Consider the following 21,148-nt stretch of genomic DNA (forward strand, 5'->3'; position numbering starts at 1 on the left):
CGATGAGGTTCGGCGCGGCGGTACTGCGCGGTTACGAGGCTCCGTTCGCCGTCGAGGAGGTGATCCTGGACGCGGGACCGGCCGACGGCGAGATCCTGGTCCGGATCGCGGGCTGCGGACTGTGCCGGACGGATCTCGCCGTCCGCCGCTCGGCGGGCCGCTCGCCGCTGCCCGCGGTGCTCGGCCACGAGGGGGCCGGGGTGGTCCTGGAGACGGGCGGCCAGGACACCGGCCTGATCCCCGGTGACCATGTGGTGCTGAGCTTCGACTCCTGCGGGCGGTGCCGGAGCTGCCTGGGCGGAGCCCCCGCCTACTGCGACCGGTTCGCCGCGCTCAACCTCTTCGGGGGGCGCGCCGAGAGCGCGGCCCGGTTCACCGACGGGGCCGGGGAGGTGCTGGCGCCCCGGTGGTTCGGCCAGTCCGCGTTCGCCGAGTACGCGATGGTCCCGGCCCGCAACGCCGTCCGGGTCGACGCCTCCCTCCCCCTCGAACTGCTCGGTCCGCTCGGCTGCGGCTTCCTCACCGGCGCCGGGGCGGTCCTCAACTCCTTCGGCGTCGGCCCCGGTGACACGGTCGCGGTCTTCGGCGCCGGGGCGGTGGGCCTGGCCGCGGTCATGGCGGCCACCGCCGCCGGGGCCCTCGTCGTGGCGGTCGACAGGCACCCCGAACGGCTGGCCCAGGCCGAGCGGTTCCGTGCGGTTCCGCTGGACGCCGCCTCGGCCGGCCTTCCCGGACGCGTCCAGCGGCTGACCGGCGGCGGCGCTCAGTTCGCCCTGGACACCACGGGTTCCGCCCGGTTGATCAACGACGCGCTCCGGTCGCTGCGCCCGACCGGCCATCTGGGCCTGGTGGCACGGCTGCACAGCCATCTGCCGCTCGAACCGGGGACCCTGGACCGAGGCCGGAAGATCTCCCACATCTGCGAGGGGGACGCGGTCCCGGCGCTGCTGATCCCCCGGCTGACCGGGCTGTGGCAGGCCGGGCGGTTCCCCTTCGACCAACTGATCCGCACGTACCCGCTGGCCGACATCAACGAGGCCGAACGCGACTGCGACGCGGGCCGTGTGGTGAAGCCGGTCCTCATTCCGTAGGGCAGCGCGCGTTCCGGAAGCACGTGGATTCCGGCGGGGCGGGGGCCGTCGATGTACGAGGCGTTCTCCGCGCGGCCGACTTCCCCGAGACCCCGGTGGCTCCCCGGCGGCTTCCCGCCGGCTGCTTCTTCGCTCTGCTCGCTGTTCGTCGTCTCCAACAACCCCAAGGGAGTGCACATGGTCGACACGGCGCACCGGAACGACGGTGTGGAGGGTGTGGCGGGAGGGGTCGGTGCGACCGCTCTCCTGGTCGCCGCGGCGCGGGCCATCGAGACACATCGCCCCGACAGCCTGGCGCAGGACGTCTTCGCGGAGCACTTCGTGCTCGGGGCCCCGGCGTCCAAGGGCTGGCCGGTCCACCCGCGGGAGGTCCCGGACGGGGACCGGAACCCGCTGTGGGGGCGGTTCGCCCGGTACTTCGGGCTGCGGACACGGGTCCTCGACGACTTTCTCCTCCGGTCGGTGCACGCGGGGAACGCCCGCCAGGTGGTCCTTCTCGGGGCGGGGCTGGACTCGCGTGCGTACCGACTCGCATGGCCTCCCGGCTGCGTGGTCTTCGAGATCGACCGGGCGGAGGTCCTGGCGTTCAAGCACCAGGTGCTCGGCGGTCTTTCGGCCATCCCTAAGGCGGCACGCGTACCGGTCCCGATGGATCTGCGCGCCGACTGGGCCGGTGCCCTGCCCGGCGCCGGCTTCGACCCCGCCGCGCCGAGCGTCTGGCTGGTCGAGGGCCTGCTGTTCTATCTGCCGCCCGCCGCCGAGACGTATCTCATCGACACGGTGGACCGGCTGAGTGCGGGGGGAAGCGCGCTGGCCTTCGAGGTCAAACTCGACAAGGATCTGCTGGAGTACCGCGACAGCCCGCTCTACACGGCCACGCACCAGCAGATCGGCATCGACCTGCTGGATCTGTTCGACAGGAGCCCCCGGCCCGACTCCGCGGGAAAGCTGACGGACACGGGCTGGTCCACCTCGGTCCGCACCCCCTTCGACTTCACCAGGCTGCACGGACGCGGCCCGTTGCCCGAGCGGAACGACGCGCTGGCGGGCAACCGGTGGGTCTTCGCGGACAAGCCCCGGCGGTAGACAGCGGCCGTGTGCCCCGCGGACGGAACCCTCGTGAAGCTGCTCGTGGCCGCCGATTCCGAGAGAATCCGAGGATCGAGCGAAGGGAAGAACGATGGGTTTCTCCGACGAGCGGGAGCGGCTTCTGCGCGCACCGGGACAAGACCTCGAACGAGCTCGGCGGAGCCCGGGGGCCTGGCCCGATCTGGCCTTCACCGCGGACCGCACCGCCGGAGGCCGGGTGATCGACCGCGGCAAGGCGGCCAGACGGAGCGTTCTGTGGGCACTCCAATACGACCGTCGCCCTCAGGACCTGGGGCTGCTGCGGTTTCTCCTCCAGCAGGAGACCATGTTCTACCGGGAGCTCGTCCCCTGGGGACTGGCATCGGACCTGACGCTGGCGGGCTTCCTGGTCGCCGAGCACCGGCGGACGGAGGACATATGGCTGCACTGGTCCGCCAAGAACACCAGCTTCGACACGGCTCTCGGATATCACCTCTACCACCTGCTGACCGGAGGCGTCGCCGCCGCCCTGGACACCGTGCGCGCGAGCGCCCACCCCGACCGTGACCGCATTCTGGACGACATCACGTCGGACCGACACACCGACGCCGCCGTCGAGCGGTGGCTCGACGAACAACGTGCGCGGTTCCCCTCCGACCCGGCGGAGGAGAGCCTCCGGTCATGGGCCCACCACGCGGCGGGCCAGGGCGAGCGGGAAGCATCCCGTCTGTTCATGACCGCGTGGGCGGCAGGCGAGCCACGCACCGAGAGCACGCTCAACACGCTCCAGTCTCATCTGGCCCGACTCGGCTACCTGCCCGAAGCGGTGGCGGTACAGCGAGAGGTCCTCGCGGTCAGCGACGCTCCACCGGAGGCGACGGCGTTCAACCTGCTCACGCTCGGCCGGCTGCAACGACAGGCAGGCGACGCTTCGGGCGCGTGGACAACACTCGAAGAGACGCGGGACGTCATGCCAGCCGACAAGCGGGGGATGCGCGCGGGGCTGTGGCGGCACTTCGTCAAGGAGTGCTTCCTCGTCGTCGCGCAGACACCGGACGACGCCGCGGCTCGTCGTCGACTCGCGGTGAGTGACGAGCACCTGCGCGGGATTCCCAGGCTCTGGATGGACGGAGTCCTCGACGCCGCACTCGCGGCCGCCGAACACCTCGGGGATCCGCGGGCACTCGACCGCTACCGTACGTTGCGGCTGGCCGCGGCTCGTGAACGCGAACAGGACATCGCTTAGCCGGCCGCCGTACAGCGTCGGGGGCCGCGGGCCGGCTCCGCGTCAGCTCGGCGCGTCGTACACCACCGACCATGGGCGGGGCGGCCCGTCCGGCGGGCGTGGGCCGGCGGCGCGGTGCGGCGTCGCCGACCGGTCGCGTGCCAGCACACCGGCCGCGAGCTCCGCGAAGTGCGGTGCGGCCGGGTGGGCGGAACGGCCGGCGGGCCAGGCGCCGATGGTCCGCCGGGTGAGCGGGCGGCCCGCCAGGGGGCGCCAGAGGACGCGGGGCTCCTTGCGGGCCACCGGGCCCTGGTCGAAGGCGACGCCGTGGCCCGCGTGGACGAGGGCCAGCAGGAACTCGGGGTTGGACGCGTGCCGGACCCGGCCGGGCACGAAGCCCTCGGCACGACACGAATCGAGGATCCGGTCGTACCAACCGGGAGCCTGGGCGCGGGGGAAGAGCACGAGATCGTGGCCGGACAGTTCGGCGAGCGCCACCTCGGGGAGCCGGGCCAGCGGTGACGTGCGGGGAAGCACGACACCGAACTCCGCGCGCACCTCCGGGCCGAGGCGGAGTTCGGTGGCGTCCACGGGCTGGTGGACGAGGCCGACGTCGAGCCCGCCGGAAGCGAGCAGCCGCAGCTGTTCCTCGGTGGTGATCTCCTGCAGGTCGACGGACAGTCCCGGGGAGTGCCCCGCGCAGGCCGAGAGCAGTGCGGAGAGCGTGGAGACCGTGGTGTCGGGAGGGACGCCCGCGCGCAGGGTGCCCAGGCCGCCGTCGCCGGCGCGGCGGGCCAGGGTCCGCAACCGCTCCTCGCGGGCCAGGAGTTCGCGGGCCTCGTCCAGCAGCACCATGCCGGCGGCGGTGAGCCGGACCTGACGCTGCGACCGGTCGAACAGGGCGGCTCCGAGGTCCTTCTCCAGCCTGCGCACCGCCTGGCTGAGGGGTGGCTGGGCCATGCCGAGCCGGTCGGCGGCCCGGCTGAAGTGCAGCTCGTCGGCGACGGCGACGAAGATACGCAGGTGGCGCAAGAGATCCACAGTCAGTGACCTTATGCGAGGGGCGAACCGATGGTCGAGAAGCGGATCCGCGAGGTGTTCTCGGGGGCGGGTGCCGAGGGGTTGTTGCACGCGGTCCCCGTCGAGGCGGGACCGGGCGACGGGGAGGTGTCCGTCGGTGCCGACGAGCCCGTCGTGATCGCCTCGGTCTTCAAGGTGCTGCTGGTCCTGGAGTTCGCCCGACAGGTGGCCGCCGGCCAGCTCGACCCGCGTGAGCGGGTGCGGGTGACGGCAGCCGACCGGCTCGGCGGCTGGGGCACGGCGGGCTGTGCGGACGACGTCGAGCTGTCGCTGCGCGATCTGGCGTTCTTCGCCATCTCGGTGAGCGACAACTCGGCGGCCGATCTGCTGCTGGCACGCGTCGGCCTGGACACGGTGCGCCTCCTCGCCGAGGAACTCGGGCTCGACAGGACACGCGTCGTGGGTGGCCCCCGTGACGTACTGGAGTCGATGCTCGCCGAGGTCGGCGCGCGCGACGAGGCGGAGTTCGCCCTGCGGTACCCCGCGCTGCCGGACGACCGCAAAAGGCGCCTGGGCGTGCTGGATCCGCTGCGGACCAACGCGAGCACGCCCAGGGACATCACCAGGCTGCTGCGCCTCGTCTGGCGGGATGAGGCAGGCCCACCGCAAGCGTGTGCCCAGGTACGGGAATTGATGAGCCGTCAGGCGTTTCGGCACCGGCTGGTTTCGGGATTTCCCGACGAGGTGACGATCGCGGCCAAGACCGGGACCCTGCCCGGCCTGCACATGGAGGCGGGGGTCGTCCGGTATCCCGACGGCGCCCTCTACGCGGTCGCCGTCTTCGCCCGTACGCACGAGCTGGCCGCCTCGCGCACGGCGGTGGACGCCGCGATCGGCGCCACAGCCCGGATCGCCGTCGACTTCCTTCGCGGCAAGGGGTTCTGACGTGGGCTCATATGCGTTCGCGTATGAGCCCACCCGAATTTCGATCTTGGACGAAGAGGGTCCTGTCCTGATCTCCTGACGCCATGAACGAGGACACAGACGTACAGCGTCCGCAGCGGCGCATCCAGGCATTCGGCCGACGCTCGGTGCTGCGCGGCGCCGCGATCGGCGCGGCGGCCCCGCTGCTCTCCACCACGACCACCACCGCCGCCTCGGCGGATCACGGGGACCCGGCGCCCGGTTCGGCATCCTTCCGGTGGCTGGGCACCTCCGGCTGGCGCATCGACGTCGGCGGCCGGACGGTGCTCTTCGACCCCTACATCACCCGGTTCAGGACCGGCCTGTTCGACGGAGGGCTCAAGCCGGACACGAAGTTGAGGTCCGACCCCGATCTGGTGCGGGAGCACATCGGCCGCCCCGAGATCGTCCTGGTCAGCCACTCGCACTGGGATCACATCGCCGACGTGCCGTATATCGTCAAGTCCACCGGCGCGCGGGTCGTCGGCACCGAGACCACGTTCCATCTGCTGGTCGCGTTCGGGGTCGACCCGGGCCTGATCTCGGTGGTGAAGGGCGGGGAGGTCCTGGACTTCGACGGCATCACCGTCCAGGTCGTGCCGAGTCTGCACAGCCGCAACAAGCGGCATTCCTACTTCGCCCCGGGCACCCTGAACGCTCCCCCGGCGGCGCCGCCGAGGACCATCTCCGATCTGCCGGAGGGCGACACCCTGGCCTTCCAGGTGACGGTGGGGAGCGGTCCGTCGGCGTTCCTGATGGGCGCCAGCGACTTCTCCGAGCAAGCCGTACAGGGGCTGAGCCCCGACCTCGCGATGGTCGCCGTGCCGGCCGGCGCCGCTACGTTCCGCTATACGTCCCGGCTGCTGCGCGCCCTGGACCGGCCCGGCGTCGTCGTGCCCGTCCACTGGGACAACTTCGAGGAGCCGCTGAGCGAGCCCCCGCGCCGCGATCCGGTGATGGACCTGAGCGGGTTCGCCGCCCAGGTCCACCGGGAGTCCCCCACGAGCCGGATCGTCGTCCCGGACTACCGCACGACGTACGGCGTGGACATGCGCGCCGGCACGTCCACGCCATAGGGGCCGGACGGATCAGCGGAGTCCGGCGAAGAGGTCCTTCTCGGGCAGGGCCGCGCCGGTGGCGTCCTGGACGCGTACGAAGGTCTCCGTGCCCATCAGGTCGCCGAACCTCTCCTTGCCCATCTTGAGGAAGAAGATGTTGTCGCCCTGGCTGGCGTGCGCGGCCAGCGCGTCGAACTTCTGGCCGCTGAACGCGGTGGTGTCCACCCACGTGGTGACCTCGTCGTCGGGGAGGCCGATCTCGGTCATCGCCGCGGCCTCGGCCGGATCCGGCTCGGGCTCCGGCTGCCGCTCCGGCTCCGACTGCGGCATGTCCTCGTGGAACTCGCGCATGGCCTCCCCGAACCGCCGCAGCATCGAGTGGGGCATCGTCGTCCAGTACACCTTCGGCGTCAGCTCGGTCATCTCCAGCGCCGCCATCGTGATGCGGTGGGCCTGGATGTGGTCGGGGTGGCCGTAGAAGCCGTTCTCGTCGTAGGTGACGACGACATCGGGACGGTAGTGCCGCATGAGTTCCGCGAGTCGGGCGGCGCCCTTCTCCACCGGGGTCTGCCAGAAGGATCCGGGGGCCTCGTTGCTCGGCCAGCCGATCATTCCGGAGTCGGCGTAGTCCAGCGTCTCCAGATCACTGACATCGAGGACCTCACAGCTCGCCTCCAGCTCCCGGCGGCGCATCGAGGCGACGGCCGCCGGGTCGTGTCCGGGGTCGCCCGGCTTGACACCCCCCGGACCGTCACCGCAGCCGCCGTCGGTACACGTCACGAGAACCGTGCGGATGCCTTCCGCCGCGTACCGCGCCAGGACCCCTCCGGTTCCGGTCGCCTCGTCGTCGGGGTGGGCGTGCACGGCCATGAGAGTCAAGGGCCGGTCGGTCATGAAGGGGTCCTCCCGCAGAGATACGTCGTGGTCCGGGCCGGCGGCGGGCGTGCTACCGCGATCCCAGGGCCCGGAGCCCGACGGGGCGGACGACCCTGCGGCCTCCGGGTCCCCCCGCCCGCACGGCGCCGGTCCCTTGAACGGTGCAACCGCGCCGACCGGGCCGGCTGTTCCCGACGGGGCCGGCGATTCTCGTGGCCGCCCATCATGCCGGAGTGCGGCGACCTGCGGTGCCCACAGGACCACGCCCCGCCCGTGTGCCGCCCGCGACGGACTCGCCGACCCCTGAAGGGCGGCGCCTTTCCGAGACGGCGCACAATGGGCCGGCCAAGAGGCTCCGGCCGGAACCTCGGGAGGGGAAGCGTGACCGAGACAAGCGACACCCGATCCGCCGCCAGTGAAGCGCAAGAGGCGCAGCGGAGCCGACTGCAGCGTCTGATGCGCTACGTCCCTCTGATCGCCCCCCTCCTACTGTGGGCCGTGCCGTGCTGGGTTCTTCTGCACACCGGCCAGCGGTGGCCGCTCCCGGTCGCCCTGACCGGCACCGCGCTGTTCGTCCTCGGCCTGGCCGGTATGCCGCTCGCGATGGTGCGGGGCCACGGCCGGCGCCAGCGGGACCGGGCGGCGATCGTCGGTGACACGCTGCTGGGCGGCATCTGGGTCCTGTTCACCTGGTCCGTACTGCTCGGCGTCCTGCTGCGGCCCGCCCTGACCGTGGCCGGTGTGGGTGACGGGCAGGACCGGGCGCGCATCGTCACCTGGGCCGTCCTCGGCGTCGCCGCCGTGCTGCTCGCCTGGGGGTACGCCGAGGCCCGGCGCGTGCCGCGGGTGCGCCGCCTCGACGTGCGACTCCCGCGCCTGGGCGCCGGGTTGGACGGAACCCGGGTCGCCCTGATCACCGACACCCACTACGGTCCGCTCGACCGGGCCCGCTGGTCGGCGCGGGTCTGCGAGACGGTGAACACCCTGGAGGCCGACCTGGTCTGCCACACCGGCGACATCGCGGACGGCACGGCCGAACGCCGTCGCGCGCAGGCCGCTCCGCTGGGCACCGTGCAGGCGACTCGGGCCCGTGTCTATGTCACCGGCAACCACGAGTACTACAGCGAGGCCCAGGGCTGGGTCGACCTGATGGACGAGCTGGGCTGGGAGCCGCTGCGCAATCGCCATCTGCTGCTCGAACGCGGCGGTGACACGCTCGTGGTCGCCGGCGTCGACGACGTCACCGCCGAGTCCTCCGGACTGGCGGGCCACCGCGCCCACCTCGCCGGAGCCCTGCACGGCGCCGACCCCGACCTCCCCGTGCTCCTCCTCGCCCACCAGCCCAAGTTCATCGACCGCGCGGCAGCCCACGGCATCGACCTCCAGCTCTCCGGCCACACCCACGGCGGCCAGATCTGGCCCTTCCACTACCTGGTCCGCCTCGACCAGCCGGCCGTCGCCGGCCTCAGCCGCCACGGCGCTCACACCCTCCTCTACACCAGCCGCGGCACCGGCTTCTGGGGCCCGCCCTTCCGCGTCTTCGCCCCCAGCGAGATCACCCTGCTCGTGCTCCGCTCCCCGCAGCCGTCCGCCTCCTCCTAGGGCGTGTTTCGAAAGTCCCGCCTGCTCGGCGACGCCTGGCACGCACGCTCGCCGCGTTGTCGGGATCACCCCGATACATCCAGTATCGGGGCGACCCTCCGCCTTGCGATCGCACGCACCAGACGCCGCCGAGCCCGCCCTCCGGGCGGACGGCGCTACTTTCGAAACACGCCCTAGACCTCCTGGAACCGGCGCCGGGCGGTCAGGAACAGGCCGGGCACAGGCCTCGGTAGGTGATCTCCACCGAGCCGACGGCGAACCCGAACCGCTCGGCCTCGGGCAGGTCGCCGAGGGCGTCCCCGACCGGGTGGACGTCGCGGACCGTGCCGCAGCCGGAGCACACCAGGTGCTGATGGGGGCGGCGCGCGTTCGGGTCGTAGCGCTTGGCCCGGCCAACGGTGGAGACCTCCAGCACCTCGCCGAGCGTGACGAGCTCCCCCAGCGTGTTGTAGACGGTCGCGCGGGAGATCTCGGGCAGCCTCGCGGCGGCCCGCAGATGTACCTCTTCGGCCGTCAGGTGCACATGGTCGCCGTCGAGGACCTCCGCGACAACACGCCGCTGCGAGGTCAACCGCCAGCCACGGCCCCGTAGCCGTTGAAGGAGGTCGCTCATCTCGTCACCTGCTCCGCTTCGCGGGGGACGCGCGACCCCGGACGGATCCACGGATCCGACGACGTCGCGCCCCGGCCATTATCGTTTTAGCGCACTTCTTGACTTGGACGAAGTCCATCGTAGGATCGATCCCGGCGACATCCAAGAGACAGGAAGACTCCGGTACGGCAGCAGAGAAACGCGGTGGGACACCGTCGGTCGACCGCGCGGCGCCGACCGAGCGCCGTCCTCGTCGCACCGCCCGGGACCGTCCGGTCCCGTCCGTGAGGCCTTCGGGCGGACGCGGCGGGACCCGGCATACCTCGTGCCCCTTCTGCACGGACCGAATCCTCCTCCCCCGTTCAGCGCCCCACGACCCACCGGGTCCGGAAGGATTGCCATGACCGAGAACCACGAGTCGCATGTCTTTGATCCCGTCACCCCGGATTCGCCCGAGACGGCCGTCCCCGAGGTGCCCGAGGCACAGGCGGGCGGCTGCCCCGTGGCCCACGGCCGCGCGCCGCACCCCACGCAGGGCGGCGGGAACCGCCAGTGGTGGCCGGACCGCCTCAATCTGAAGATCCTCGCCAAGAACCCCGCCGTGGCGAACCCGCTCGGTGCGGACTTCGACTACGCGGCCGCGTTCCAGGGGCTCGACCTGCCCACGGTGAAGCGGGACATCGCCGAGGTGCTCACCACGTCACAGGACTGGTGGCCGGCCGACTTCGGCAACTACGGGCCGCTGATGATCCGGATGGCCTGGCACAGCGCCGGCACGTATCGCATCAGCGACGGCCGCGGTGGCGCGGGCGCCGGTCAGCAGCGCTTCGCCCCGCTGAACAGCTGGCCGGACAACGGCAACCTGGACAAGGCCCGCCGTCTGCTGTGGCCGGTCAAGAAGAAGTACGGCCAGGCGCTGTCCTGGGCCGACCTGCTGATCCTCACCGGCAACGTCGCCCTGGAGACCATGGGCCTGAAGACCTTCGGCTTCGCCGGCGGACGCGAGGACGTCTGGGAGTCGGAGGAGGACGTCTACTGGGGCCCGGAGACCACCTGGCTCGACGACGAGCGCTACACCGGCGACCGTGAGCTGGAGAGCCCGCTCGGCGCGGTCCAGATGGGCCTGATCTACGTCAACCCCGAGGGCCCCAACGGCAACCCGGACCCGGTCGCCGCCGCCCGCGACATCCGCGAGACCTTCCGCCGGATGGCGATGAACGACGAGGAGACCGTCGCCCTCATCGCCGGTGGCCACACCTTCGGCAAGACGCACGGAGCGGGTCCGGCCGAGAGCGTCGGCGCGGACCCCGAGGGCGCCTCGATGGAGGAGCAGGGCCTGGGCTGGCGCAGCTCGTACGGGACGGGCAAGGGCGGGGACGCCATCACCAGTGGGCTGGAGGTGACCTGGACCAGCACCCCGACCACCTGGGGCAACGAGTTCTTCCACAACCTCTTCGCCTACGAGTACGAGCTGACCGAGTCCCCGGCCGGTGCGAAGCAGTGGGTCGCCAAGGACGCGGAGGCGACCATCCCGGACGCGCACGACACGTCGAAGAAGCACAAGCCGCAGATGCTCACCACCGACCTGTCGCTGCGCTTCGACCCGGCCTACGAGGAGATCTCGCGCCGCTTCCACGAGAACCCGGACCAGTTCGCGGACGCCTTCGCGCGCGCCTGGTACAAGCTGACGCACCGCGACATGGGCCCGATCCAGCGCTACCTGGGCGCCGAGGTGCCTTCCGAGGTGCTGCTGTGGCAGGACCCGCTGCCCGCGCGCACCGCTGAGCCGCTGGACTCCGCGGAGATCGCCGCGCTCAAGGAGCAGGTGCTCGCCACGGACCTGACGGTGGGTCAACTCGTCTCGGCCGCCTGGGCGTCCGCCGCGTCCTTCCGCGGCAGCGACAAGCGTGGCGGCGCCAACGGCGCCCGGGTCCGTCTGGAGCCGCAGCGCGGCTGGGAGGCCAACGACCCGGACGAGCTGGCTCGGGTCCTGCGGGCTCTGGAAAGCATCCAGGAGTCCTTCAACGCCAAGGGCGGCAAGCAGGTCTCGCTGGCCGACCTGATCGTCCTCGCGGGCAACGCGGCCGTCGAGCAGGCGGCCAAGGACGCCGGCGTCGAGGTGGAGGTGCCGTTCACCGGGGGCCGGGTCGACGCCACGCAGGACCAGACGGACGTCGAGTCCTTCGCCGCGCTGGAGCCCGTGTACGACGGCTTCCGCAACTACACGGGCAAGGGCAGCCGCCTGCCCGCCGAGTACCTGCTCCTGGACCGGGCCAACCTGCTGACGCTGAGCGCCCCGGAGACCACGGTCCTGGTCGGCGGTCTGCGGGTGCTGGGCGCCAATTCCGGCGGCTCGAAGCACGGCGTCCTCACCGACCGCCCGGGCACGCTGACCAACGACTTCTTCGTGAACCTGCTCGACCTGGGCATCACCTGGAAATCGACGTCGGCGGCGCAGGACGAGTTCGAGGCCCGCGACGCGACCGGCCGGGTCAAGTGGACCGGTACCCGCGCGGACCTGGTCTTCGGCTCCAACTCCGAACTCCGTGCCCTCGCCGAGGTCTACGCGAGCGACGACGCGCGGCAGAAGTTCGTGACGGACTTCGTCGCCGCCTGGAGCAAGGTCATGGACCTCGACCGCTTCGACCTGGTCTGACCGCGCGGTCGGGGCCCGCCGCCCGCTCGGCGCGGCCCCGACGACGGTCCCTCCGGCCCGGCCCCCGAGCGGTGGTGCGCAGTGCGGCACCGCCGCGCGGGGGCCGGGCTTCTTCGCCTCGGTCCCGGCCGAGGACGCAGAACTCATTGCTCCCGGCGTCGGATCCGCCCTGTCGGCGACGCGCCAGGTCGCTTTCCTGCTACCAGCCGGCCTTCACCGCGTTGTAAGCCGTACGGCAATCGGCGTTGGTGGCATCCGCGGCCAGCTTCTCCATGGAGCTGCTCCAGACCTTCTTGGCCACCTTCTCCATGTCACGGGTGGCCGCGGGCACGTTCGGAGCGTGCTTCTTGATCGTCGCCAGCGAGGACCTGGCGAACTTGTTGCACACGGGTCCGGCGGCGTTCCGGTAGCGGGTGTCCAGGTCCGTCGCGACGGCCTGGCCGTTCTGGGTCGCCCAGGTGTTCCAAGCCGCGCACGCCGCTTCGGTGAACACCGCCTGGTCGGCCTCGCTCAGTCCCAGCACCTCGCCCAGCATCGTGTCCTTGGCCTTGTCGGGGACCGTGAAGTCCACGACGGGGAACTTGTCGAGGGTTTCGAGCAGCGCCTCCTGACACGCGGGAGGCAGCGGGGCCGCCGCCTGGGCGGTGGAGGGGGCGGCCAGCGCGGAGACGGACAGGAGTGCCGCGGTGAGGACGGTGCGCTGGACGGTACGCGAAAGAGTCATGGGGGCAGTGCTCCTCGTACGAGAGAGAGTGACGGTCCGGGCGCCGCATCAGCGCCCGACGGCTACAGAACGATCACCGCCTTCGCAGGTCACGGGCCTTTCGGTGGGGCGGACGGTGGCACACAGGGTCGTCGGCCGTCCGTGCGACGAGGGGGCCGTCGGCCGTCCCGCGGCCGCGGCCGCGAGGGGACGGAAGCCACCTCCCACGTCCCGGTGAGAGCGCGTTCCTGGTCCGTCGGCGGAAGACCAGGAAACCGGCCGAGGCGGCGCCGACGAGCCAGAGGCACTGGATCACGAGCCCCCGGACGGCCGACGCGTCGGAGAAGGCCGCGGACATGCTCGCCTGGACGGCTCCGTACGTCGGGAGGAAGCGCACGACGGCACTGTCGGAACCGGAGCTGGAGAGGGGGTTCTGCAGGGCGACGTCGAGGATGCTGATCATCAGGATGGCGAACATGCCCTCGACCTCTCGGCGGAGCACCGATCCGAAGACCACGCCCAGCGCGCCGTAGGTCAGAGCCGCGCAGAACAGGGCGGCGGCGAGGAGGAGGGGCTGTCGCGGCAGCCAGGCGGATCCGACGACGACCGTGGCGTACGCCGCGACGGCGACGCAGACCAGCGTGAGCGCGGACAGCTTGGCGAGGACGAGGTGATAGCGAGGGTAGCCCGCCATCGCCAGGCGCCGGTCGAAAGCGCCTCCCGTGAAGGTGGCCGCGAACATCATGAACCCGGCGATCAGGGTGACCGCGTTCAGCGCACCGGTGATCTGGGTGAGGTGGTTGCCGGGCGGGGACAGGATCTCGCCGGTGGCCCGGAGCCGGAACGGGGCCGGCTGATCGGGAATGGTCACATAGGCGAGGGCGATCCACACGGGGATGTACACGACCACCAGCAGCATCGCGAACCGGTTGCGGGCGTGCCCGATCAACGCGTACCTGGACGCCGTGGCGAACAGGAACCAGTGCCGCCTCATGCCGCCGCCCCCGTAGGCCGCTCCTGGCGGTGGAGGCGCCCGTTCTCCAGACGCCAGAGCAGATCCAGCCGGTCGATGTCGTACGCCAGGTGCGAGACGACCAGCACCGAACGCCCGGCGTCGCGCAGCCTCGTCGCCAGCTCCCAGAAGCGCAGGTACGTCTCCCAGTCGAAGCCCTGGTAGGGCTCGTCCAGCAGGAGCACGTCCGGGTCGTGCATGAGCGCCAGGGTCAGGTTCAGCTTCTGTCGCGAGCCACCACTGAGCAGGCCCGCACGTCGGTCGAGGTACTCGGTGAAGGCCAGGGTCTCCATCACCTCCTCGGCCCGCCGCAGGTCGGCGAGGCCGAACGCGGCCTTGAAGAGGTCGAGATGCTGGCGGACGGTGAAGGAGTCGTCCAGAACCACGGACTGCGGGCAGTAGCCGAACCTGCCGTGGTGCCGCACCGATCCGCGGTCCGGCCCGAGCTCACCGGAGAGGATCTTCAGCAGCGTCGTCTTGCCCGCGCCGTTCTCCCCGACGATCCCGGCGAGGGTGCCGGGCCGCAGCCGAAGGTCGACTCCCCGGAGAACGGCGTACTGCCGGTAGGAGTGGTGCACATCGTGGACGTCCATCGTCTCGCTCCGTCGTACCAGGTCTTTCCTGCGATCGCGGAACCGATCCGCTCGTGCCCAACGAGCCGGCCACGCGGCGGAAACGGCGCCGGAGACACGCCCGTTCGCCCGGCGTCAACCCGGTGCACGACCCGTCACGCGTGCGACGGGACTACCGCCGGAAACCGCTCCCGGCGCGGCGGCAGCCCATAGCGTGACCGGGCTCGGAGCGCCGGCGTCACGGGCCTGGAGCCGTCGTCACGTACCTACGAGGAAAGGCCGGTCGGCCATGCGGAGAACGTGCGTGATCGGAGCGGGCCCGTCCGGCCTGGCGGCGAGCAAGGTCCTTGCCTCGCGCGGCCTTCCGTTCGACTGCTTCGAGGCGGGTTCGGGCATCGGCGGACTCTGGCGCTACGGCAACGACAACGGTATGTCGGGGGTGTACGCGTCACTGCACGCGAACATCTCCAAGGAGAGCATGTCGTTCTCCTCGCTGGCGATGCCGGAGACGTACCCGGTCTTCCCGCACCACAGCAAGGTCCTCGCCTACCTGGAGCAGTACGCCGCTTCGTTCGGTCTGCACCGGCACATCGGGTTCGGCACGGAGGTCACCTCCGTACGGCCTCTCAAGGACGGCTGCTGGGAGGTCGTCCGTCGGCACCGTGGCGACGCGGAGGCGCGGACCCAGTGCTACACCGAGGTGGTGGTGGCCAACGGGCACCACTGGGACCCGCGGTTGCCGGACCCTGCCGTACCGGGAGCCGGGGACTTCGAGGGCCCCGCTCTCCACTCGCACGACTACCGCTCCCCCGAGCCGTACGCCGGCCGGCAGGTGCTCGTGATCGGCATGGGCAACTCCGCGTGCGAGATCGCGGCGGAGATCTCCCGTACGGCGGCGCGGACGTTCCTCTCCGCGCGCGACGCGGCGCACGTGTTCCCCAAGATGCTGCTCGGCCGGCCGGCCGACCACTTGGCGGGGAGCCCGCTGGCCGGCCTGCCGCGGTTCCTCAAGGACCCGGCGATGACGCTTCTCCTGCGACTGACCCGGGGCGCCCCCGCTCATTACGGGCTTCCCGAACCGGTCCGTGGGCCCCTCGCCGCCCACCCCTCCACTTCGGACGAACTCCTCGTCCAGCTGGCCCGGGGCGCGGTCACCCCCAAGCCCGGCGTCAGCTCCTTCGGCCGGGACACGGCGTCCTTCGCGGACGGCAGCCGCGAGAGCGTGGACGCCGTGGTGTACGCCACCGGGTACACCATCTCCTTCCCCTTTCTGGACCCCTCCGTCTTCGCCGCCCCGGGCGGCCGTACCGAGCTCTATCTGCGCACGGTGCCGCCCCGGCTCCCCGGGCTCTACTTCATGGGACTCGCCCAACCCGCCGGCGCCGCTTTCCCGTTGCTCGAACCGCAGGCCGAATGGGTCGCCGACCTGATCGAGGGAGCGGTCCGCCTGCCGGCGCCGGCGGAGATGACACGGGCGATCGCCCGCGCGTGGCGACAGCACGACAAGGCCTACGCGCCCACCTACCGTCACGGGATCGAGATCGACATCCGCTCCTACCGGCGAGCCCTCCGGCGGGAGCTCCGGGCAGGCAGGCGCCGGGCCCGCGGGGTGCTCCCGCCCCGGCCCGGGGCCGGCTCTCCCACGCCCGTGCCCGACGCCGTGTGATCCGCCGGCCCACTCCGTGCGGTCGGTACGGGAGAGCTCCCGGCCGGCTCACACGGGCGTCGAGCTCTCCTCCAGCTCGCCCACGGCCTGCTCCCACAGCTCCGGCAGCAGCTCCCCCAGCGGGAGGGCGCGGTCGGCGACGAAGGACACCTCCGCCCAGTCGCCGAAGAACGACAGCCCCACGGCGAAGAGATGACCCGGCACGAGCAGGGGCAGCAGGGCGGTCCCCGTCACCTGCGTCTCCCCCAGGCTCCCCTTGTCGGCGAGCGGCATCGAGGTGGCCATGACGTTGGTGACGCGTGGCGAGAGCATCCTGCGCAGGTACCACTCGGTGGGGCCGTCCGGCATGAAGCGGACCAGGTCCTGAATGGCCTGCCGCCAGGTCTCGCCCCGCAGCTTCCGGGTCGTCGCCATGACCTGATCCAGTCGACGCAGGGGCTCCTCACCGTCACGGGAACCGTCCGGGTGTTCCGGGACGGTCCGCACGGGCAGTTCGAGCGGCAGGGCGAAGCAGCGGTTTCCCCACGTCTGTTCCTCGTCGGCACGTCGTGCGTCGACGGGCAGTACGGCCGTCACCCGGGGAAGCGTCACCCCGGCGCGGGCCGACCAGACCGACAACGCCCCGGAGAGCGCCGCCAGATGCACATCGTGGGCCGAGCCGCCCCGCCCGGCGCCGATCCGGCGGAGGGTGTCCACCGGCGCCCGGCCCCGCCACAGCCGCCGCTCCCCGGAAGGGGCGAAGGCCGCGTCCGGGCGGTGACCGCGAACGGCCAGGGAGCCGGCCACGAACCTCGTGGCCAGCCCGACGGCCGCGCCGACCCGCCGGGGCACCCCGGACGGACGGTTCCGGCCCGGTACCGGGCGCGCCGACGGCTCCCCCTCACCCAGCATGGCCCGGAAGGTCATGGCGGCGGCCGAACCGTCCTGGCAGGCGTGGTGAAAGCGGTAGCAGACGGCGTACGCGTCGGGTTCGTGGCCGTGGATCAGCCAGACCCCCCAGTAGCAGCCGGGGGCGAACGGGGCGTTGAGCGCGGTGTGCAGGGCGGAGTCCCCGGCGCCGGGTCCGTCGGCGACCACCTCGTGCACATGCCGGTCGACGGCGAAGTCCGCGTCCGGTTGCCACCGGGACCGTCGGCCTCCCTCCACCCGGCTGGTGAGCAGGGGCAGTTCGCCGAGGCGGTATCCCACGTACGCGCGAAGGTCCGCCAGGGCCGGGGGCGGACCACTGAGATACGCGACACCGCCCGCGTCCCAGCGGACGTCGGGCCGACGGCGCTCCAGCTTGAGGAACGCGCGGTCGACCGCGTGGGTGGAGTGGCGGGGCGAGGGAATCGGCCGATCGGGCCGGGCGGAGCGGTCGGACGGGGCGGGCAGGGTGGGCTGTACGGGATCGGGCATGGGCTTCGGTGCTCCAATTCGGGCCGGAGGCGATCACGTTGACAACGGGAGGGGCGGAGGAGCGGAGGGGCGGAGGGACGCAGACGGGCGGACGGGCGGAGGCCACCGGCGCCGGGCGGCCCGCCAGGTCCGGCCGCAGCGCGCTGTCCGGACCGGTCGGCCATCAGGATGACCACCGCCGGGGATGGTCCGTGCGGCGTCCACCCGCCGCCCCTGCGTCGGCAGCCGGATTCCGGTCCGCTCCGCGGCCGCCGACCGTATCCGCTCCTGGACCCCCGCTGCTCCCGGTTCCCCTCCCCCGACGGGTCCACGGCCCTACGCACCCGCACCCGCAGCCGCCGTCGGCATGGCGATCCGTTGAGGGAGCGATCCGGGTCCCTGGCGGCGAGTTCGCTCGAAAGGGGGACGCGAAAGAGGGATGCGGCTCCGATCACCACCGTGGGGCTCCGGCCGTCTCAGGCCGCCCGCAGGCCGAACCCCTCGGCCGGCGGTGTTCCGCGCCCCGAGCCGTGCACAAGCGCACCGACCGTGCTGCGACGTACTTCGTTCGGGTGAGCGGGAGGAATCGAGGCGCCTGTCCCGTTCGCCGTCTGCCATTGTGTGCCGTGCGCCGGAGATCACCGGGCTGCGAGGGCCCGAGACCCCCCGTCGGACGGGGCGCCGGAGAGCCGGCGAGCACCGGCCGCACCGGATCGGCCGACCGGGCGCGGTGCGATCGTCGTCACGATCCGCGATGCGGGACGGCCGGTGACATCCCGCCTCCCCCCGCACCCGGTCGCCGCAACGGCGCTACTCCGTCTCCGCCCTCCGCACCCGGTCAGGGACCGCCCCTCTCACCGCCCTTGGAGCCACGCTCGTGCACGTCGCACTCACCGGCGCCACCGGATTCCTCGGACTGCGTCTGCTGCGTCGCCTGCTCGCCACGCACCCGTCGGTGACCGTCCTGGCCCATGCCGGGTCGGGGAACGCTCTGCACCGCATCGCCCGGTTCTTCGAACTGACAGGCTCGCCGGAGGCCTTCGTCGACCGGCTCCCCGGCCGGTTGCGGGTGGTGGAGACCGACCTGGCGCTGCCGCGGCTGGGCCTGTCCGCACGGACGTTCCAGAGGCTGGCCGACGGCCTCGGCGCGATCTGGCACAGCGCGGGCAGCATCAATCTGGAAGGTGACCTTCCCGAGCTGCGACGGACCAACGTCGAAGGGACCCGGCACGTACTGGAACTGGCGGCCGCCGGTCGCGGGGCACCCGTGATCCGCCATGTGAGCACCGCGTTCGTGGCCGGTGGACGGCGCACCGGAGTGGCGTACGAGGACGAGCTGGACGCCCCCGACGGCTTCGAGAACGCCTATGAGCAGTCCAAGTACGAGGCGGAGCTGCTGGTTCACGCCTGGTCCCGGGAGCACGACCGCCCGGCCCTGGTCCTGCGGCCGAGCATCCTGGTCACCGACCGGCCGCCGCACGCCGAGCTGCCCTCGCACCCGCTGGAGGTCGTCGAGCGCATTCTGCGTGACGCGCTGGGCGCGGCCGGGTCGGGTGATCGGCTCCGCGTCCGGACAGTGGGGCATCCGCACGGCCGGCTGAACCTCTTGCAGGTGGAGCACGCTGCCGACGTCATGGTGCGGCTGGCCGGGTTGACGCCGTCGGGCGGGGTCGACACGTACCACGTCGTCCACGACCGCGATGTGCCCGTACCCACGGTCGTGGAGCTCCTGGAACGGCTACTCCCGCTCTCGATCGACCTGGTCGCCGCCAAGCCGGACGACCCGTCGGCGTTGGAGGCGCTGCTCGACTTCTACCCGGGCATGACGGCCTACCTCGCCCATCGGCGACGGTTCGACGACACCCGGGTCAGAACCCGGCTCGGGCCGTCGGCGGCCTCCGCCCCGGTGGGCCTCGACTACCTGTGGTCCGGGCTGGCCCCCCGGGGCGAGGCCCTGCCCCTGTCACCGGGCGTCCCCCCGGCCCCTCTCCCGTCCGCCCGGTACGCCTGACCAGCAGCCGACCCACCCCGTTGGAGCCTTCCCGTGTCCGTCCTCACCGATCTCGGCCCCCCTGCCGCCTCCTTGCCGGTCTTCTCGCCCGAGGGGATCACGGCCCGTGTCCGGCAGATCCGGGAACCCGTACACGTCGTCAGCGGGCCGGACGGCCGGGAGCTGGGGATCGCGACCGGCGCCGCGCCCGCCGGTCCGGTGCTCGGCACGCTGCCGCCGCTGTACCCCGAATGGCTCGGCGGCCGTACGTTCTGCGAGGCGCACGGCGTCCGTTTCCCCTATGTCGCGGGGGAGATGGCGAACGGCATCGCGACCACCCGGATGGTCTCCGCGATGGCCCGGGCGGAGATGATCGGCTTCTTCGGCGCGGGTGGTCTGGCCTACCCCGATGTGGAGCGGGCCGTGCACACACTGGCGCAGGAGCTGGGGGCCCGATCGAACTGGGGCGTCAATCTCATCCACTCACCGGCCGAACCGGCGCTGGAGTTCCGCGTCGCCGAGCTGCTGCTGCGTCGCGGTGTTCCCCGGATCTCGTCGTCGGCGTTCATGGAGCTGACCCCGGCGGTCGTTCTGTGCTCGGCGCACGGGCTGCGGCGGGGCCCGGACGGTGCCGTCGTCCGGCGCACGCACCTGCTGGCGAAGGTCTCCCGGCCCGAGGTGGCCGAGAGGTTCCTCTCCCCCGCGCCGCCCGCGCTGCTGGACTCCCTCGTCGCCCAGGGGAAGCTGACCCGCCAGGAGGCATCTCTGGCGGCCCTGGTGCCGGTGGCCGAGGACATCACCGTGGAGGCGGACAGCGGCGGGCACACCGACAACCGGCCGTTGTCGGTGCTGCTGCCGAGGATCGCCGCGCTGCGTGACGCGCTGTGCCGGCGGTTCGGTTACCGTCGGGCGGTCCGGCTCGGCGCGGCTGGCGGTCTCGGCACACCGGACGCGGTGGCCGCCGCCTTCGCCCTCGGCGCCTCCTATGTGGTCGTCGGGTCGGTGAACCAGACGGCCGTCGAGGCGGGCCTGTCCGACGCGGCCAAGGCGATGCTGTGCGACGCGGACGTCTCCGATGTGGCCATGGCGCCGGCGGCCGACATGTTCGAGCTGGGTGTGAAGCTCCAAGTGCTCTCCCGGGGAACGATGTTCGCCCAGCGGGCGGCTCGGCTGCATGCGGCGTACCGGGCCCACGGATCGCTGGAGGAGATCCCGTCCGCGCTGCGCGCCACCATCGAACGCGACGTGCTGCGCGCCCCGTTCGACGAGATCTGGCGGCACACTCGCGCGTTCTGGGAGCAGCGGGATCCCGCGGAGATCACCCGCGCGGAGGCCGACCCGAAGCACCGTATGGCCCTGGTCTTCCGCTGGTATCTGGGGAGTTCCAGCCGGTGGGCGATCACCGGGGAGGAGTCGCGGCGGGCCGACTTCCAGATCTGGTGCGGGCCGGCGATGGGCGCGTTCAACCGGTGGGTGGCCGGCTCGTTCCTGGCCGATCCGGCGCACCGGTCCGTGGTGCGGATCGGACTCAATCTGCTGGAAGGGGCCGCCGTGCTCACGCGCGCCCATCAACTGCGCACGTACGGCGTTCCCTTGCCGGCCGAGGCGTTCACCTACGCGCCGTGCGAGCTGGCGTGAGCGGCCTCGGCGCCACCGGGGCGTCGGCGCCGACCGTAC

At 72.1% G+C, this 21,148-nt stretch carries 17 protein-coding genes; 10 read left to right on the forward strand and 7 right to left on the reverse strand.

Annotated elements, in window-relative coordinates; all coding sequences use genetic code 11:
- Positions 1–2 precede the first annotated feature (2 nt).
- From ACIQRW_RS28565 to ACIQRW_RS28575, 3 genes are all read left to right on the forward strand, one after another.
- Positions 3–1,091: an NAD(P)-dependent alcohol dehydrogenase gene (locus ACIQRW_RS28565; protein ID WP_403765343.1), complete on the forward strand. Its 1,089-nt coding sequence runs from the start codon at positions 3–5 to the stop codon at positions 1,089–1,091.
- 177 nt (positions 1,092–1,268) lie between these two features.
- Positions 1,269–2,177, forward strand: coding sequence for a class I SAM-dependent methyltransferase (locus ACIQRW_RS28570; RefSeq protein WP_403765345.1), 909 nt, complete (start codon positions 1,269–1,271; stop codon positions 2,175–2,177).
- A gap of 94 nt (positions 2,178–2,271) precedes the next feature.
- On the forward strand, positions 2,272–3,405 hold the full coding sequence (locus tag ACIQRW_RS28575; protein ID WP_403765347.1) for a hypothetical protein: 1,134 nt from the start codon (positions 2,272–2,274) through the stop codon (positions 3,403–3,405).
- 42 nt (positions 3,406–3,447) lie between these two features.
- On the opposite strand, the gene ACIQRW_RS28580 is transcribed toward ACIQRW_RS28575, so the two are convergent.
- Positions 3,448–4,416: a LysR family transcriptional regulator gene (locus ACIQRW_RS28580; protein ID WP_403765421.1), complete on the reverse strand. Its 969-nt coding sequence runs from the start codon at positions 4,414–4,416 to the stop codon at positions 3,448–3,450.
- A 39-nt stretch (positions 4,417–4,455) separates the two neighbouring features.
- Between ACIQRW_RS28580 and ACIQRW_RS28585 the strand changes: the two genes are divergently transcribed.
- Positions 4,456–5,349, forward strand: coding sequence for a serine hydrolase (locus tag ACIQRW_RS28585; RefSeq protein WP_403765349.1), 894 nt, complete (start codon positions 4,456–4,458; stop codon positions 5,347–5,349).
- 83 nt (positions 5,350–5,432) lie between these two features.
- Positions 5,433–6,443, forward strand: coding sequence for an MBL fold metallo-hydrolase (locus ACIQRW_RS28590; protein WP_403765351.1), 1,011 nt, complete (start codon positions 5,433–5,435; stop codon positions 6,441–6,443).
- Between the two features lie 12 nt (positions 6,444–6,455).
- Here ACIQRW_RS28590 and ACIQRW_RS28595 read toward each other — a convergent pair whose 3' ends face one another.
- Positions 6,456–7,319 carry a PIG-L family deacetylase gene (locus ACIQRW_RS28595; protein ID WP_403765353.1) on the reverse strand — a complete coding sequence of 288 codons (864 nt, stop codon included), beginning with the start codon at positions 7,317–7,319 and terminating at the stop codon, positions 6,456–6,458.
- Between the two features lie 363 nt (positions 7,320–7,682).
- On the opposite strand from ACIQRW_RS28595, the gene ACIQRW_RS28600 reads away from it, so the two are divergent.
- Positions 7,683–8,903 carry a metallophosphoesterase gene (locus ACIQRW_RS28600; RefSeq protein ID WP_403765355.1) on the forward strand — a complete coding sequence of 407 codons (1,221 nt, stop codon included), beginning with the start codon at positions 7,683–7,685 and terminating at the stop codon, positions 8,901–8,903.
- 202 nt (positions 8,904–9,105) lie between these two features.
- On the opposite strand, the gene ACIQRW_RS28605 is transcribed toward ACIQRW_RS28600, so the two are convergent.
- Complete coding sequence (locus ACIQRW_RS28605) at positions 9,106–9,516, reverse strand: Fur family transcriptional regulator (RefSeq protein ID WP_403765357.1); 411 nt, start codon at positions 9,514–9,516, stop codon at positions 9,106–9,108.
- Positions 9,517–9,895: 379 nt separating this feature from the next.
- On the opposite strand from ACIQRW_RS28605, the gene katG reads away from it, so the two are divergent.
- Positions 9,896–12,151, forward strand: coding sequence for a catalase/peroxidase HPI (gene katG / locus ACIQRW_RS28610; RefSeq protein WP_403765359.1), 2,256 nt, complete (start codon positions 9,896–9,898; stop codon positions 12,149–12,151).
- A 199-nt stretch (positions 12,152–12,350) separates the two neighbouring features.
- Here the strand turns inward: katG and ACIQRW_RS28615 are convergent, their stop codons facing one another.
- The 3 genes from ACIQRW_RS28615 to ACIQRW_RS28625 all read right to left on the reverse strand — a co-directional run bounded on the left by ACIQRW_RS28615 (position 12,351) and on the right by ACIQRW_RS28625 (position 14,459).
- Entirely contained in the window at positions 12,351–12,875 is a 525-nt protein-coding gene (locus ACIQRW_RS28615) for a hypothetical protein (RefSeq protein ID WP_403765361.1), read from the reverse strand.
- 73 nt (positions 12,876–12,948) lie between these two features.
- Positions 12,949–13,848, reverse strand: a complete 900-nt coding sequence (locus ACIQRW_RS28620; RefSeq protein WP_403765363.1) for an ABC transporter permease — start codon at positions 13,846–13,848, stop codon at positions 12,949–12,951.
- Positions 13,845–14,459 (reverse strand): ABC transporter ATP-binding protein, encoded by a 615-nt coding sequence (locus tag ACIQRW_RS28625; RefSeq protein ID WP_403765365.1) that lies wholly within the window; start codon positions 14,457–14,459, stop codon positions 13,845–13,847. The genes ACIQRW_RS28620 and ACIQRW_RS28625 overlap by 4 nt, the downstream gene beginning before the upstream one ends.
- A 283-nt stretch (positions 14,460–14,742) precedes the next feature.
- Here ACIQRW_RS28625 and ACIQRW_RS28630 point away from each other — a divergent pair, with 283 nt between their 5' ends.
- A complete protein-coding gene (locus tag ACIQRW_RS28630; protein WP_403765367.1) occupies positions 14,743–16,104 on the forward strand; it encodes an NAD(P)-binding domain-containing protein in 1,362 nt (453 codons plus the stop codon).
- A 48-nt stretch (positions 16,105–16,152) separates the two neighbouring features.
- Here ACIQRW_RS28630 and ACIQRW_RS28635 read toward each other — a convergent pair whose 3' ends face one another.
- Positions 16,153–17,502, reverse strand: a complete 1,350-nt coding sequence (locus tag ACIQRW_RS28635) for a wax ester/triacylglycerol synthase domain-containing protein (protein ID WP_403765369.1) — start codon at positions 17,500–17,502, stop codon at positions 16,153–16,155.
- 856 nt (positions 17,503–18,358) lie between these two features.
- Here ACIQRW_RS28635 and ACIQRW_RS28640 point away from each other — a divergent pair.
- Positions 18,359–19,492, forward strand: a complete 1,134-nt coding sequence (locus ACIQRW_RS28640; RefSeq protein ID WP_403765371.1) for an SDR family oxidoreductase — start codon at positions 18,359–18,361, stop codon at positions 19,490–19,492.
- A gap of 33 nt (positions 19,493–19,525) precedes the next feature.
- Positions 19,526–21,109, forward strand: a complete 1,584-nt coding sequence (locus ACIQRW_RS28645) for a PfaD family polyunsaturated fatty acid/polyketide biosynthesis protein (RefSeq protein ID WP_403765373.1) — start codon at positions 19,526–19,528, stop codon at positions 21,107–21,109.
- Positions 21,110–21,148 lie beyond the last annotated feature (39 nt).

Origin of the sequence: Streptomyces sp. NPDC091287 (assembly GCF_044768525.1) — a bacterium.
Classification (GTDB): Bacteria; Actinomycetota; Actinomycetes; order Streptomycetales; family Streptomycetaceae; genus Streptomyces.